The 15521-nt window shown below is 56.6% G+C and carries 17 protein-coding genes and 1 riboswitch; of the genes, 7 read left to right on the top strand and 10 right to left on the bottom strand.

Annotated elements, in window-relative coordinates; translation table 11 throughout:
- The first annotated feature begins 33 nt into the window (after positions 1-33).
- Positions 34-837, top strand: a complete 804-nt coding sequence (locus ACR0KG_RS04720) for a hypothetical protein (RefSeq protein ID WP_480546306.1) — start codon at positions 34-36, stop codon at positions 835-837.
- On the opposite strand, the gene trmB is transcribed toward ACR0KG_RS04720, so the two are convergent.
- The 8 genes from trmB to miaB form a co-directional block, all read right to left on the bottom strand.
- A complete protein-coding gene (trmB, locus tag ACR0KG_RS04715) occupies positions 834-1544 on the bottom strand; it encodes a tRNA (guanine(46)-N(7))-methyltransferase TrmB (RefSeq protein ID WP_480826629.1) in 711 nt (236 codons plus the stop codon). The two genes, ACR0KG_RS04720 and trmB, sit on opposite strands and share 4 nt — an antisense overlap.
- A 137-nt stretch (positions 1545-1681) precedes the next feature.
- Positions 1682-2863, bottom strand: coding sequence for a methionine adenosyltransferase (gene metK, locus ACR0KG_RS04710; RefSeq protein ID WP_480826628.1), 1182 nt, complete (start codon positions 2861-2863; stop codon positions 1682-1684).
- Positions 2864-2868: 5 nt separating this feature from the next.
- Positions 2869-2917: riboswitch (SAM-SAH riboswitch) on the bottom strand.
- Between the two features lie 21 nt (positions 2918-2938).
- Positions 2939-4456, bottom strand: coding sequence for an apolipoprotein N-acyltransferase (gene lnt / locus ACR0KG_RS04705; RefSeq protein WP_480826627.1), 1518 nt, complete (start codon positions 4454-4456; stop codon positions 2939-2941).
- Positions 4453-5340, bottom strand: a complete 888-nt coding sequence (locus ACR0KG_RS04700; protein WP_480546298.1) for a hemolysin family protein — start codon at positions 5338-5340, stop codon at positions 4453-4455. The genes lnt and ACR0KG_RS04700 overlap by 4 nt, the downstream gene beginning before the upstream one ends.
- A gap of 36 nt (positions 5341-5376) precedes the next feature.
- Positions 5377-5871 carry an rRNA maturation RNase YbeY gene (ybeY, locus tag ACR0KG_RS04695; protein WP_480546296.1) on the bottom strand — a complete coding sequence of 165 codons (495 nt, stop codon included), beginning with the start codon at positions 5869-5871 and terminating at the stop codon, positions 5377-5379.
- A 35-nt stretch (positions 5872-5906) separates the two neighbouring features.
- Positions 5907-6929: a PhoH family protein gene (locus ACR0KG_RS04690; protein WP_480826626.1), complete on the bottom strand. Its 1023-nt coding sequence runs from the start codon at positions 6927-6929 to the stop codon at positions 5907-5909.
- 134 nt (positions 6930-7063) lie between these two features.
- Positions 7064-7828, bottom strand: a complete 765-nt coding sequence (locus ACR0KG_RS04685) for an outer membrane protein (protein ID WP_480546294.1) — start codon at positions 7826-7828, stop codon at positions 7064-7066.
- A 172-nt stretch (positions 7829-8000) separates the two neighbouring features.
- Complete coding sequence (miaB, locus tag ACR0KG_RS04680) at positions 8001-9332, bottom strand: tRNA (N6-isopentenyl adenosine(37)-C2)-methylthiotransferase MiaB (RefSeq protein WP_480826625.1); 1332 nt, start codon at positions 9330-9332, stop codon at positions 8001-8003.
- Between the two features lie 120 nt (positions 9333-9452).
- Between miaB and ACR0KG_RS04675 the strand changes: the two genes are divergently transcribed.
- The gene (locus ACR0KG_RS04675; RefSeq protein WP_480826624.1) at positions 9453-10316 is read left to right on the top strand and encodes a hypothetical protein; all 864 of its coding nucleotides are present in this window, start codon (positions 9453-9455) and stop codon (positions 10314-10316) included.
- A gap of 2 nt (positions 10317-10318) precedes the next feature.
- On the opposite strand, the gene ACR0KG_RS04670 is transcribed toward ACR0KG_RS04675, so the two are convergent.
- A complete protein-coding gene (locus ACR0KG_RS04670; RefSeq protein ID WP_480826623.1) occupies positions 10319-11116 on the bottom strand; it encodes a phytanoyl-CoA dioxygenase family protein in 798 nt (265 codons plus the stop codon).
- Positions 11117-11209: 93 nt separating this feature from the next.
- Between ACR0KG_RS04670 and ACR0KG_RS04665 the strand changes: the two genes are divergently transcribed.
- Complete coding sequence (locus ACR0KG_RS04665; RefSeq protein ID WP_480826621.1) at positions 11210-12106, top strand: LysR family transcriptional regulator; 897 nt, start codon at positions 11210-11212, stop codon at positions 12104-12106.
- A gap of 1 nt (position 12107) precedes the next feature.
- Here ACR0KG_RS04665 and irrA read toward each other — a convergent pair whose 3' ends face one another.
- Positions 12108-12530 carry an iron response transcriptional regulator IrrA gene (irrA, locus tag ACR0KG_RS04660; protein ID WP_170531195.1) on the bottom strand — a complete coding sequence of 141 codons (423 nt, stop codon included), beginning with the start codon at positions 12528-12530 and terminating at the stop codon, positions 12108-12110.
- Between the two features lie 185 nt (positions 12531-12715).
- On the opposite strand from irrA, the gene fabA reads away from it, so the two are divergent.
- The 4 genes from fabA to ACR0KG_RS04640 are packed head-to-tail and all read left to right on the top strand — an operon-like array spanning position 12716 to position 15516.
- Positions 12716-13225, top strand: a complete 510-nt coding sequence (fabA, locus tag ACR0KG_RS04655; RefSeq protein ID WP_170531196.1) for a bifunctional 3-hydroxydecanoyl-ACP dehydratase/trans-2-decenoyl-ACP isomerase — start codon at positions 12716-12718, stop codon at positions 13223-13225.
- A 31-nt stretch (positions 13226-13256) separates the two neighbouring features.
- The gene (gene fabB, locus ACR0KG_RS04650; protein WP_480826620.1) at positions 13257-14486 is read left to right on the top strand and encodes a beta-ketoacyl-ACP synthase I; all 1230 of its coding nucleotides are present in this window, start codon (positions 13257-13259) and stop codon (positions 14484-14486) included.
- 5 nt (positions 14487-14491) lie between these two features.
- Positions 14492-15283: an enoyl-ACP reductase FabI gene (locus ACR0KG_RS04645; RefSeq protein WP_480546284.1), complete on the top strand. Its 792-nt coding sequence runs from the start codon at positions 14492-14494 to the stop codon at positions 15281-15283.
- A gap of 59 nt (positions 15284-15342) precedes the next feature.
- Positions 15343-15516, top strand: coding sequence for a hypothetical protein (locus ACR0KG_RS04640; protein ID WP_170531201.1), 174 nt, complete (start codon positions 15343-15345; stop codon positions 15514-15516).
- Positions 15517-15521 lie beyond the last annotated feature (5 nt).

Here is a 15521-nt window from a genome sequence, read left to right as displayed (position 1 = left end):
TTTATTTTATCTATGAAAGCTCAGGATTTTACCATGAACAGAGCACCAAACATGTTGGAGCGCGGGCCAACTCAGCTTTTCCACCCCGCTGATCCCACGCGCACAGAAAGCAAACTGGAACAAAGGCTGGCGTTTCTGGTCGGACTGGTCGCCTTTGGCCTGCCGATCATTCTGGCAGTCGGGGCCAACTTCGGCGGAAGCTGTTTCCGCGACAGCATCAGCCATTTCTACTATGCCCAGTTTCTTGGCACAATCTTCGTTGGCCTGCTGTATTTCATTGGCGGCTTTCTGATCGCCTACACCGGAGATACGTTTTTCGAAGACACCCTCAGCAGCGTTGCAGGTGTCGGCGCATTCATCGTCGCCTCAATCCCAACACTGGGCACCGGGTGCGAGGATCGGAAAACTTTCCTGTCCCGCGTCTTTGTCGAAGTGACCAGCGGCCCGCCGATCACAGTTGCAGAGGCACCGCATCAAGGGTTTTTCAACCTGTTCAGCAGCGCCAGCAACTGGCACCTGATCGCGGCTGGTATCTTGTTTGTTTATCTTGGCCTATACTGCCTGATCGTGCTCAAGCGCGTGGTCCCCGAACGGCATGAAAAAGACGGCGTGCTGATCGAAAGCAAGCGCAAGCGGAACCGGCTGTATACCATATGCGGGATCACTATTCTGGCCTGCGTCGCAGCGCTTTATGTTAAAGACAAGTTCGGAACAGATTTCGTCGACTGGTGGAACAGCCTGAACTTGACCTTCTATGTCGAAGCCCTCGCCCTGTGGGCCTTTGGAATCGCATGGTTCGCCAAGGGACGTACCTTCCCGAAGCTGAACGACGCCTAGCCCAACCGCCGGAAGGTCAGATAATGCGGGGTCCTGCCTTCGCGCAGGGCCTTTTGCTCATACCGGGTTGAGATCCAATCAGACCATGGCTCGCGCCAATCCGCGGGCCTCTCCGCCAGCCATTCGAACCCCGCACGCGGAACCTCTTCCAGCGTTTGGCGCACATAGTCGGGGATGTCAGTCGCGACCCGAAAGATCGCACCCGGCTTGAGCGCCCGCGCTAGAGGTTCGAGATGCTCGGGCGTAACGAAGCGACGGCGATGATGCCGTGTCTTGGGCCATGGGTCGGGATAAAGCAGGAAAGCGCGCGAGATGCTGGCCTCGGGCAACACATCAAACAAGTCGCGCGCATCGCCAGGGTGAACGGCAAGGTTCTGAACCCCTGCCTGCCGGATTTTCCCCAGCAACATCGCAACGCCGTTGATGTAAGGTTCAGCTCCGATGATCCCGATATCCGGGTTGGATGCGGCCTGATGCACCAGATGTTCACCACCGCCAAAACCAACCTCAAGCCAGACATCCTTGCCACCGAACAGGGCATCCAAGTCTAACGGATGGCGTTCCGGGTTTACATCCCAATCCACTTCCCCCGGCGACAAAGCATCGAGGTCTTCGTCCAGATACGTCTTCTGGCTTTGCTTTAGGGTCTTACCCTTGAAGCGACCATAAAAGTTTCTGCGGGGGCGTTGGGGTGTCTGGGTGCTCATGGCTGTGCCCATACTGCGCTCATGATATTGTTGCAATAGATGGCAAGGGCGGAAGCGGGGGCCAGCCCCCCACCCCCGAGGTATTTTCAAACAGAAGAAGAGCGCGCCCGTCAGGGCGCACCTTCGGATCAGGGTCGTTAGACGGCCTTTTTTAGATCGTCAGTCAAATCGGTGCGTTCCCAGCTAAAGCCGCCATCCGCATCCGGTTCACGACCAAAATGGCCGTAAGCGGCGGTGCGCTGGTAAATCGGCTTGTTCAACTGCAGATGTTCGCGGATGCCACGCGGGGTCAAATCCATAACCTGCCCAACCGCCTTTTCGATCTGTGCATCCGCAATCTGGCCGGTTCCATGAGTGTCTGCATAGATCGACAGAGGTTTGGAAACACCAATCGCATAGCTCAGCTGGATTGTGCAGCGTTCGGCCATGCCGGCGGCGACCACGTTCTTGGCCAGATAGCGTGCAGCATAGGCGGCTGAACGGTCCACCTTGGTTGGGTCTTTGCCCGAGAATGCACCGCCACCATGAGGCGCGGCACCGCCATAGGTATCCACGATGATCTTACGACCAGTGAGACCAGCATCCCCATCCGGGCCACCAATGACGAATTTGCCGGTCGGGTTCACATGCCACTCGGTCTCGGTCGACAACCAGCCATCGGGCAAGGTTTCGGTGATATAGGGCTCGACAATCGCACGGATGTCATCCGAACTCAGCGCTTCGTCGAGATGCTGGGTCGATAAAACGATCGAGCTGACGCCAACTGGTTTACCATCGCGATAGACAACCGACAGCTGCGATTTTGCGTCCGGGCCCAATGCAGCCTCAGCTCCGCTCTTGCGCACCTCGGCCAGACGCCGCAGGATCGCGTGCGAATACTGGATCGGCGCAGGCATCAGCGCAGGGGTTTCGGTCGTGGCATAACCGAACATGATGCCCTGATCGCCCGCGCCCTCATCCTTGTCGCCCGAGGCATCCACGCCCTGAGCAATATGGGCGGATTGCTCGTGCAGCAGGTTCGTCACCTCGACTGTTTCATGATGAAACTTGTCCTGCTCGTAGCCGATATCCTTGATACAGTCGCGCGCAATCTGATCGATGCGCCCCATGTAATCGTGCAGCTTTTCCTGATCAGACAGACCTACTTCGCCACCGATGACGACACGATCGGTGGTCGCAAAGGTTTCGCACGCCACGCGTGCTTCGGGTTCTTCATTCAGAAATGCGTCAAGGACGGCATCCGAGATTCGATCGCAAACCTTATCCGGGTGCCCTTCGGAAACTGATTCCGAAGTGAAAGTATAGTTCTGTCTGGACATAAAATTGCTCCATTAAGATTTCTCTGCCACGCCAGGAAGCCGTTGTGACAGGCTTTCGCGGGGATACGCGCGTTGTTACACGGGGTCAATCGGTATTTCTGAACGGCCCCGGTAGGCCGTGAAGCAAGACCCGACAAACAGGAACAATAAAAAGATCAGAGCCGGGTTGTCCCCAAATCGCGAATAGACCGTGGGTGCGTGCGGCGCAGGCAGTATGGCATCCACGAATCCCGCTTCTCCCAAAGGCAATGAATCTGTGATCTGACCCAGCGGGTCGATCATTGCAGAAACACCGGTATTGGCGGATCGCATCAGCGGTAAACCCTGCTCAATGGCCCGCATGCGGGCCTGCGCCAGATGCTGATAGGGGCCCGAGCGGGTGCCAAACCACGCATCATTTGTGATCTGCAGAATGAAATCTGCCCGATCCGGTGCGCCGTTGACATCTTGTGGAAACACGGCCTCGTAACAAATCAACGGTAAAGCGCGGCCGAGCTTTCCAGCCTCCAACAACGATGGACCGGGCCCCGCACTGAACCCGTGGCCGGTCGTGGCAGCCAGGCCATGAATGCCAAAACGCCCGAGCAAATCGCCAAACGGGACGTATTCCCCAAACGGGGCAAGGTGGTGTTTGTCGTACAATCCCCGTTGGGCACCGGTTTCATCCAGAAAGATCAGCGAGTTGAAAATCTTCAACCCATCCGCGCGCTGGATGCCGAACACAACAGGCGTGCCCTGCGCTGCACTGGCAATCGTTTCCAACCAAGGGCCAGCACGGCTCAACCAGGCTGGTACTGCGGTTTCCGGCCAGACAATGAGATCAGGCCGTGGCGCAGCGGCGGTAAATTCGATCTGCCGCGCGAAGAACAGCGATGCGTAGTCCGGGTCCCATTTCTGGTGCTGCGGCGCATTGGGTTGCACCAGCCTTACGACACTTTCGGTCTGCTCCACGGCGGGCCTGAGGCCTGAATAGACAAACGCGAAAACCACGCTGGCGATGGCAAAAATACCCGTAGCAACCAAGCCCTCCCCGCGCATCAGCGCCGCTCCTAAGGGGACGGCTACCAACAGGGTCAGCGCACCCAAACCATACGGCCCGATCAGAGACAAAAGCTGCGCCACAGGTGTATCGACCCAGACCTGTGCAACGCCTGCCCATGGAAACCCGGTCAGCACATAGCCGCGCACAAACTCAGCAAGCGACAAAGTCAAAGCCAGCAGAACGGCCTGCTGCATGGCCGTGCCACGAACTCGATGAGCGACCCAAAACGCAGCGGCCCAGAACAGCGCGAGCCCACCTGCCATGAACACAAGGGCAAATGGCGCCATCCAGGCGTGGCGTTCGGGGTCCACCTGAAACGGTTCAATAATCCAGCCCAGCGCATGGGCGAAATAGCCGGTTGCAAAGGCCCAGCCCAGAAATCCGGCACGCCAAGCAGTCTCGGAAGCCAGAAAAAGCGGCGCAATCAGAACCAAAGCGGCAAGCGTCACACCCCAATACCCAAATGGAGCTAGACCAAATGCGCCGAGTGCGCCCAATGCTGCCGCGAATAGGATCCTCAGGCTGAATGGCCAGCCCCGGACAAGGGTCATGCAGTCAGTTCCGGCAACATGACACGCAAGCGCTTGATGCGGCGCGGATCGGCATCGATCACTTCAAACTCGGGACCTTCTGGATGCAGCACCACCTCACCCCGCGCAGGAACACGGCCCGACAGCATGAAGACCAGACCTCCCAAGGTGTCGATCTCTTCTTCATCCACATCCTCGTGACTGGTCAGAGAACATCCTATTTCAGCCTCAAAGTCTTCCAACGGCACACGGGCCTGCACCACGTAACAGCCGGGTTTTTCCTGGAACCAGAGCTGATCTTCGTCAGCGTCATGTTCATCGGCGATTTCACCAACGACCTGTTCGATCAGGTCCTCGATGGTCAGCAAGCCGTCAACGCCACCATACTCATCGATCACCAATGCCATATGCCGACGTTCGGTCTGCATCTTTGTCATGAGAACACCGATCGGCATCGAAGGCGGCACAAACAGTAGCGTGCGCAGCATCGAAACCAGATCGAATTCGGCCGCACCGCCATTGAACCCGTGGGTAAGTGCGAAATCCTTGAGGTGAACGAAACCGAGAGGTGTGTCCAGAGTGCCCTCATAGACCGGGATACGCGACAATCCACTGTCACGGAACACCTGCGCCAGTTCATCCTTTGAGATGGTTGAAGGAACCGAAATGATCTCGGCCGTTGGGATCGCTACATCTTCGACCCGCATCCGGCGCAGATTGATCATTCCACGGGGTTGAACGGCCATAGTCTCTTGTCCGTTCACCACCTCTTTCTGATCATCGTTCTGACCAGAAAATGCGTCAAATATCCTTGAAAAGAAGCTGCCCTTCTCTTCGATTTCAATGCTGCTGTCCTGTGGTTGCGCGCCCTGCGCCGCCCTAGAACTGCCGTCTGTGTCGCCCATTATCCTGTTCCAATAATCCGGGTGAATTTACCCGCTTCATCCACTATATGGGTTATTGATACCCATTTTGCCAAGTATCTCGACCTCAACAGCCTCCATAAGGGTGGCATCAGGGTCACGAATGTGATCATAGCCCAACAAATGCAACGTGCCGTGAACGATCAAATGCGTCACATGATCCGCCATAAGTTTGCCCGCATCGGCTGCTTCGCGGGCGCAGGTATCGTACGAAATCGCAATGTCACCCAGGGCAATTTCACCCGTGAAATCCGGTTGTGGAAGATCGGGCGTAGCGCCTGCCGTTTCCGGGGACAGGTCCTCGGCAGGCCAACTCAGTACATTGGTCGGGGCAGGTTTGCCGCGAAACTCAGCGTTCAGTTCTGTGATGCGGGTATCATCGCAGCCTAATAGGCTAACTTCGCATATGTCGGGATCGAGGCTCCGAAAGCGCAGCACCTCAGCAATGGCTTTGGTGGCAAGAGGTTCCAGATCTTGCCAGCGCGAGTCTTCAATCGTTAGTTCCAGGTTCATTTCACCAGTCCAAAGCCCGTTTCGGGGCCCTGGTTCTAACCGGTCTCACGGCCCGCATCAGCCTCATATGCTTCGATGATCGCGGCGACAAGCGGATGGCGTACAACATCCTTGGACGTAAAGTAGTTGAAGCTGATATTCGGGATCGTCTTCAGCAAACGTTCGGCATCTGCAAGCCCCGACTGGACACCGCGCGGCAGGTCAACCTGCGACCGGTCGCCAGTGATGACCATGCGGCTGCCTTCGCCCAGACGGGTCAGGAACATCTTCATCTGCATGGTCGTGGCATTCTGCGCCTCATCCAACACAACAAAGGCATTTGCCAGTGTCCGCCCCCGCATAAAGGCCAGCGGCGCGATTTCGATTCGCTTTTCCTCGATCAGTTTCGCCAGTTGTTTGCCCGGCAGAAAATCATTCAGCGCATCATACAGCGGCTGCATATAAGGATCGACCTTGTCCTTCATATCACCCGGCAGGTAACCCAGTTTTTCGCCCGCCTCGACGGCTGGTCGGCTGAGGATGATCCGGTCCACATGGCCGCCAATAAACATCGACACGCCAACGGCTACGGCCAGATAGGTCTTACCTGTGCCCGCTGGGCCGATTCCAAAGGCCAGTTCATTGTTGAACAGTGACTGCACGTAAGCCTTCTGCGCATCGGTGCGTGGTTCAACCAGCTTTTTGCGAGTTTTGATCTCGACAGAACCGCCCTTGAACATCTCAAGCTGATCACCGTCGCGACTGCCGCTATCCTGCTCAGCATTGCCCATGCGCAGCTCTCGATCCACATCCGCAGCTTCGACGTCGCGCCCCCCTTCCAGACGCGTATAGAGTGCCTGAAGCACCTCAATCGCGTTTTTTTGGGAATCTTCGTCGCCCATGACAACCAGTTGATTACCGCGGCGCACAATCTGCACGGACAGCTTTTGTTCAATCTCTGTTAGGTTACGGTCATATTCGCCGCAAAGATCGATCAGCAATCGGTTGTCTGGAAATTCTACAAACGCCTCGCGCGCGGGCATTTCATTTGGCGGTGGGGTTAGGGCACCGGTGGCCAATCCGTTCTCCTGTCTTGGCATTGCACCCCGAGCGTAGACAAGATTTCTTGGTAGGTGCAAGCCACAGTTTTAAAATTTCCACTGAGGTCGACAAAACCGCCAGCAAACCTGCTTTCAATCGCCAGAAACTGTGCTCAGAACGTGTAGTTCAAACCAAATCTGAGGCCGCGATATCCTGGCGTCGACTTGGTCGAAAAGCCTGAACCAAATTCGACGGTCTTGGATTCGAACTGAACATATTGATACTCGCCCGTGATCGACCAGTTTTCGTTCAATTTATGCTCAGCCCCAATGCTGGCCGTGTACCCACCACGCCGATCCGATTCTTCGAACAGCTGGCTGGAGAAGGTCGAGGAGATGCTGCTGGTCGTATCAACCTGACCCCAGATATATCCAACGCTGACAAAGTACAGCACCCGACCGCTGCGGTTTGTCAGGCCGTTGCGCAGTTGCACATAGAACATGTCGGAAATTTCGGTTCTGCCCGTCACCGTGTCGCCACCGATCTGGGTCGAGACCGTATCGCTTAGGTTTCCGACGTCATATCCCAGTTCGATCCCATAGACATAGTCGCGGCCAAGGCTGGTGGGAACGACACCACGCCAGCCCCCCCGCATGCTGAAATAGCCACCGCGGACATCCTGATCCCCGATATCGAACACACCGGTGGGAGTTCTAAGACCAAAGCGATCGCTGCCGTTTGCGCCATAACCGGCACCGAACCCAAGATAAAAGGCGCTGACATCGCGGCTGAAACGCTCAGCGCTGATCACATCGGGCTCTGTCACCTCACCTTTCAACTCAGCTGCCAGCGTAGTGCCGGCAAAAAGTGCTGAGACACAGACAACCCACGCTGCGCGCCAAAGATCCGACCGTTTCAATCCCCGAATAACTTCCACTCGTACCCTCCATCACACGCTGACCACGTCTTCAGCGCAGCGCAATATACGGCTTTTCAGATGCTCAGATAAACGCCGAACACATGGTTAGCATTGGTCCGAACATAGTTCGAAGCCATAAATCAAGGGTAAATTTTGGAAACAAAGCCCAGAACCGGTACCGTATCTGCGATCAATCACCAAACGAGCGCAGTTCTCCGGCCAGAGAATTTGCACCCGAATCAGTGATGCGAACCTCTCGCAGATCGCCAACTTCAATCCCGGGGGCCTTAACGTGGACCGAATGCAGATATTCGGATTTACCAACCATTTGCCCTTCGAGACGGCCGGTTTTTTCGAACAGAACGCGTACAGTGCGGCCCACCATCGAATCCTGTATCTCGCGCTGATGCCGGGTGATCAGAGTTTGCAGCCGCTGCAGGCGATTATCAGCAGCGTCCGGATCAACCTGCGCTCGTTCAGCTGCCGGTGTGCCCGGACGGGTCGAATATTTGAACGAATACGCATATCCGTATTTGACCTGCTCGACCAAATCCATCGTCGCCTGAAAATCCTCTTCGGTTTCTTCCGGGAAACCGACGATGAAATCCCCGGACATCACGATGTCCGGGCGCGCCGCGCGAATACGCTCGATCAGTCGAAGGTAGCTTTCAGCCGTGTGGCTGCGGTTCATCCGCTTGAGAATCCGGTCCGATCCGGATTGTACGGGCAAATGCAGATACGGCATCAGCTTGTCACATGTGCCATGCGCCTCGATCAGGTCATCAGCCATGTCATTGGGATGAGATGTGGTGAAACGGATGCGTTCCAGCCCGTCAACCTTGTTTAATTCCCAGATCAGAGAGGCCAGCGTCATATCCCCGTTCGGACCCGCGCCGTGATAGGCGTTGACGTTCTGACCCAACAGGGTGATTTCACGCACACCACGTTCGACCAAATCTTGCGCTTCGCGAATGATCCGATCCGCCGGGCGGCTGACCTCGGCCCCGCGGGTATAGGGCACGACGCAGAAGGCGCAGAACTTGTCGCAGCCTTCCTGCACGGTCAGAAACGCCGTCGGGCCACGCTTGGCCTTAGGCCGGTTCTTCAACTTCTCGAACTTGTCTTCCTCGGGAAAATCCGTGTCCAGCGCCTTGGCCCCGGTACGAGTCTTCGCCTCCATCTCAGGCAAGCGGTGATAGCTTTGCGGGCCAACCACCAGATCGACCAACGGCTGGCGGCGCATGATTTCTTCGCCTTCAGCCTGCGCCACACATCCTGCAACGCCGATCTTTAGATCGGGTTTTTCGGCCTTCAGCCCCTTGAACCGACCCAGTTCGGAATAGACCTTCTCGGCCGCCTTCTCCCGGATGTGGCAGGTGTTCAGCAGGATCATATCCGCGTCATCGGCTGACTTGGTTTCGACATACCCCTGCCCGCCCAGCGCTTCGGCCATACGTTCACTGTCATAGACATTCATCTGACAGCCATAGGTCTTGATAAACAGCTTCTTGGATTCGGACATGGGGCGGGCCTTTGCATTCGCTGGATCGGCGTCGTCTATACGCTTCGAACGCCGCTTGCAATGTGGGCGCATTTACCTGAATTTGGCAGGACTTTCCAGCAGGGCACAAATGAACGCGCGATGACCTATGATTCCTTGGACAGCTTCCTGAAATCCGGCCAAACCGCCTTGTCCAAGGGACCGGTTGCTCTGATCTTTGCCGAAGATGATGCCGAGGTCGAAAGCACGCTGCACCATCACCTCTCACTTGGATTTCAATCCGTCGTTGCGTTCATGCCAGCCGAGTTCGACCTGGGTGAGGAGCTCAGCGCGCGGGTTCATCGGGTTACGTTCAATTGCGCGCCCAGATCGGTCGTATTCGATGCGTTGAATCTCATCATCAAAGCCGCTCCGAGCGTCTGGATGTACTACTGCTACAACGCCGAGTACCTGTTCTATCCGTTCTGCGAAACGCGCAGCATCGGTGAGATGCTGGCCTTTCACACCGAGGAACGCCGCAGCGCGATGCTATGCCATGTGGTCGACATCTACGCCGATGATCTGGCCAAGTTCCCAACCGGTGTCGCACCGGACCATGCCATGCTGGACAGCACAGGATATTATGCGCATGCGCGCCACGATGCCTCGGGGCGGCCGCTGGAACGCCAGCTGGATATGTCAGGTGGCCTGCGGTGGCGGTTCGAGGATCATATTCCGTACGAACGCCGCCGGATCGACAGGATCGCCCTGTTCAAAACGCAGGCCGAATTGATCATTCAACCGGATCACACGTTCAACCAGCCGGAATACAACACCTATTCCTGTCCGTGGCATCACAACCTGACGGCTGCCATCTGTTCGTTCCGCGCTGCCAAGGCACTGAAAAGCAACGCCGGGTCGACCTTTGACATCCCCAGTTTCCGCTGGAGCCATTCTGTGTCTTTCGAATGGAACTCGCGTCAATTGCTGGATCTGGGCCTGATCGAGCCTGGCCAGTGGTTCTGAAACTACCGTTGCAGCAGAATTGGAAACCAATCCTCGCGCAGGCGCTGGCCCGGCACCATCTCATGCCCCGGAAACGGGGGTGAGGTCGGGCCGGGGCGTTCCACATAACGCGCATCATCACCGACCAACCGTAGCGAGAATGCCCGACGTCGGCTGTCCGACTGATTGCCCCGCGCTCCGTGCAAAGTGCGATAGTTAAACGCCACCGCGTCCCCCGGTTCCATCTCGAACTCAACCACTTTCATACCCTCGGCATCGGGGTCTGGCACGGGGATGTATTGACCTTCATCCGCAAAGAACCCCTCTTCAGAGACCCAGCGGGTCGGCAGTACCTCTTTTTCCCAGCGATGCGATCCGGCAACGCAACGCAGCGTGGCCTGTTTCACCGCATCCAGCGGCGACCAGAAGCTAATCGTTTGCTGCCCTTCGACGAAGTAATACGGCCCGTCCTGATGCCAGGGGGTTGGCATCGAAGTTCCGGGTTCTTTGACCAGAACATGATCATGAAACATCTGCACACTTTGCGACTGCATCAAATCAGCAGCCACGGCGGCAGCCGGAGAGGTCTTGATCACCTCCTGAAACTGGGGGATTCGGGTCCAGTTGCAATAATCATCGAAGAATAGGCCGGTTTGGCCCTCTTTCTTGTTTTCTGACGCATAAGGCCCCGGCGCGCCCATATTGGCCGCAACACCTTCGCGCAGTTGTTCGACGTGATCGGCAAACAGTCCTTTGACCAAGACAACACCCTCACTCTGATACGTGTCGATCATCTGCTGCGAAACAAGAGGGTGCGGCATGTCAATCTCCGTTCGGTTACCCTTGAATACATCCGTTAGAGACCACCCAGGTATTCTGTTCAAATCATATCTTTCGAAGTTATAATTAGCTTCATGTTATATATTTCACTGCGTCAGTACGAATACATATGTGCGATCGCGCGGCAGGGCAGCCTATCTGCGGCGGCCCAGGCGCTAAATGTCTCGCAACCCGCGCTGTCCAACGCGCTGACCCGGGTCGAATCACATCTTGGATACCCACTGTTCGTCCGCAGGCGCGGGGCTGCTATGGTTTCAACCCCACAGGGGCGCCGCTTTGTCGAACAGGCCGAAGGGTTGTTGAGTGCTGCTGCTCAGATTGAAAACCCTGGGTCCGTTCCGCAAGGTCTGGATCATTTAACTGTCGGCTGCTTCGTCGATTTGGCCCCGTTCCACCTTGCACCCGCCCTGCGCTGTTTGCACGCGACGCTGCCAGATGTTTCGGTGTCTTATACGGTCGAAGATTTTCAGGGATTGCTGGACAGCTTGGTCGACGGTCGGATCGACCTCGCCATTACTTATGATCTTGGTATGGATGCCGGTTTTGTACGGCAAAAACTGTTCGATAGCGTCCCGCAGGCATTGCTGTCGCCAGAACACCCACTGGCTGGGGCACGTCAGGTTACGCTAACCCAACTGGCGAACGAACCCTTGATCCTGTCAACCGAAGGGCTGTCTGCACAACACATACTAGGCCTCTTTAGACGCCATGGGTTAAACCCAACAGTCAGACACCGGGCCGCCACGCTTGAGATTCAGCGCAGCCTCGCCGCGCATGGTGAAGGGGTTGCGATCAGCTATGTCAGCCCAAAGAACGAACTGAGCTACGACAACAAAAGCCTTGCAAGCCTGCCCATTGCCGACAAGGGCGTAGCCGAGGCCGTCGTGCTGGCGCGTCACGGCACCGGGCCTGTCGACGCAACAACGAAGGCCGCAGAGCGCGCTCTGCTTGATCAAATGAAGGATCTGTAAATCAGGTGGTTTTCTTGCGCAGACGGATCACCACATCAACCGATGCGATTTCGACACCTTTGGGGGCCTCTGGCAGGCGCTGGATCACCAATTCCTCGGACGGAGCATCGCTGAGCCGCCCTTCATCTTCCCAAAAGAAATGAGGGTGATCATGCGTATTGGTATCGAAATAGCTTTTTGATCCGTCCACCGTGATCTCTTGCAGCACTCCGGCGTCGCAAAAAGCACGCAAAGTATTGTAAACAGTCGCAAGCGACACGGCGTCGCCTTTTGTCTTGGCGGACTCAAACAGGCTTTCTGCTGTGACGTGGCGATGGCGACCATCACCGATCAAAAGCTCAGCCAGCGCCACGCGCTGACGCGTCGGGCGCAGCCCTGCGCCTTCCAGCCAATTTGTCGCTATCTTTCGGCTCTGAGGTGTCATGAATCCGATACCTGTTCTTGCTGCCTTATATATAGGGGCGCTCTTACCCAGATTTCAAATGAAATTCATTCGCAAACAGCCATATGCAGGAACATCTTACGGCCCGCGCTCTTGCAGGACCTTGCATACGGGTGCTAGGTGAGGCCAGATATAACGAACGGACCCAAGGCAGGAGAGGCGGCAGAATGGCCCAGTTCCCGAGCAGTTTTGACAAAGACGATCTGCTAAAATGTGCTCGTGGCGAATTATTTGGCCCTGGCAATGCACAACTGCCTGCGCCGCCCATGCTAATGATGGATCGCATCACCGAAGTGTCGGCGGATGGCGGGGCCCATGGCAAAGGCCACATTCTAGCTGAATTCGATATCACGCCAGACCTTTGGTTTTTTGACTGCCACTTTCCCGGGAACCCGATTATGCCCGGATGCCTCGGGCTAGATGGCTTGTGGCAATTGACAGGCTTCAATCTGGGCTGGCGTGGTTGGCAGGGTCGCGGCATGGCCGTGGGTGTCGGCGAAGTCAGGCTGACAGGGATGGTGCGACCGGACCGCAAGATGTTGACCTATAAAATCGATTTCAAAAAGGCGATCCAGACCCGCCGCCTGACCATGGGCGTCGCAGATGGTATCGTCGAAGCGGACGGCGAAATGATTTACGACGTCAAAGACATGAGAGTTGTTCTGTCGGACGCCTAAGGCGGACCAGCCTGAAATAAGGAGCACGCACATGCGTCGAGTAGTTGTCACCGGTCTGGGGATCGTATCCTCCATCGGGAACAATGCCCAAGAGGTTCTGGCCTCACTCAAGACCGGTAAATCCGGTATCGAAGCCAATGAGCAAATGGTTGAACATGGCTTTCGCAGTCAGATCGCCGGAACGCTGAAAATCGACGTGGCCGAGCATGTGGACAAACGCACTTTGCGGTTCATGGGCCCCGGCGCGGCCTATGCCCATATCGCCATGAGTCAGGCGATCGAAGACTCTGGGCTTAGCGAAGATCAGGTCGTCAATCCGCGCACGGGTCTTGTCGCGGGTTCGGGCGGTCCGTCGACCAGTGCCATGCTGACAGCGCACCAGACCGTGCTGAAAACCGGTGCGACCAAGCGGATCGGCCCATTTGCTGTGCCGAAATGCATGTGCTCGACCATTTCCGCGAACCTTGCGACGGCATTCAAGATCAAGGGGATCAACTACTCGATCACCTCGGCTTGCTCGACCTCGCTGCACTGCATCGGCAACGCGGCAGAACAGATCATGCTGGGCAAACAGGATGTCATGTTCGCAGGTGGCGGAGAAGAACTGGACTGGACGTTGTCCTGCCTGTTCGACGCGATGGGTGCGATGTCATCTAAGTATAACGACACACCCGAAAAAGCCTCGCGCGCGTTCGACGAAAACCGCGATGGGTTCGTGATTTCCGGCGGTGGCGGAATTGTCGTGCTGGAAGAACTGGATCACGCCTTGGCCCGTGGTGCAAAAATCTATGCCGAAGTGACCGGCTATGCCGCCACATCGGATGGCCATGATATGGTCGCCCCGTCCGGCGAGGGCGGTGAACGCGCGATGCGGCTGGCTCTGGCGACAGTTCCTGAGCGCCGCAAGGTTGGCTACATCAACGCCCATGGCACCTCGACCCCGGTCGGGGATGTGGGTGAGGTCGAAGCCGTGCGCCGCATCTTTGGCGAAGGCAACGTGCCGCCAATCTCATCGACCAAATCGATGACCGGCCACGCACAGGGGGCTGCGGGCGCGCTAGAGGCGATCTTCTGCCTGCTGATGCTGGATAATGATTTCATTACGCCGTCGATCAATGTCGACACTTTAGCCGAAGGCATTCTGCCCGGTGAAATTGCAACGGAAACGGTTGAAAACGCAGGCTTGGACAGTGTCATGACCAACAGCTTCGGCTTTGGCGGCACCAACGGGTCCATGGTTCTGTCGAAGTATAACGGGTGAATGTGATGTCGGATATTCTAACGGGAAAACGCGGGCTGATCATGGGCGTGGCCAATGATCGCTCGATTGCATGGGGCATTGCCAAAGCCATGCACGAAGCAGGCGCGGAACTGGCATTCACCTATCAAGGCGAGGCATTCGGCAAGCGGTTGGAACCGCTGGCCCAAAGCCTTGGCAGCGATTTCATGGTGGATGCGGATGTCACCGATGACGCATCGTTGGATCGCGCATTTGGAGAACTAGCCGAGCGCTGGCCAACCATTGATTTCGTGGTCCACGCGATTGCCTATTCGGACAAATCCGAACTGACGGGCCGGTTCCTGAACACCTCACGGGCCAACTTCAAGCATTCGATGGATGTTTCGGCATATTCCTTCATCGAAGTCGCGCGACGCGCCTATCCGATGATGAAGGAAAATGGCGGCTCGCTGCTGACACTGACCTATCAGGGTTCGAACCGCGTTGTTCCAAATTACAACGTAATGGGTGTTGCCAAGGCAGCACTGGAGTCTGCGACCCGCTATTTGGCCAACGATCTGGGCCCTGAAGGCATCCGTGTAAACGCCATTTCGCCCGGACCGATGAAGACACTAGCAGGCGCAGCCATCGGCGGTGCGCGTAAAACCTACAAGTTCTGCGACCTGAATGCCCCTATGCGCTCGAACGCGACGCTTGAGGCGGTCGGCGGAACCGCCGTCTATCTGACATCGGATGCGGGCGCCTGCACGTCGGGCGAAATCATCCGTGTGGATGGCGGTTTCCACGTGCTCGGAATGCCACAGCCCGATTTCATGTGACCATATCTTTCCCTGACGCCGCCCAGATTTAACCAAATTTCAGCGTCAGGGTTTGCGATATGAGCAAACTTGACCAGATCATCGCAAGCAATGCCCGCACGGCCCGGCGCAAATCCGGCTTTCTGAGCCAGCGCGCCCGTATCCTGCTTTTGACCCTGACCACGTTGCTGGTGCTATTTGTGTTCTTCACACAACCTCCAGTGCGCAGCGCCATCGAAGCGTTGATCGGATAAGGGCA

It is taken from the genome of Ruegeria sp. H4, from assembly GCF_056533065.1.
Note: the sequence above shows the minus strand (reverse complement) of the source record. Positions and strands in the feature narration are given on the sequence as shown.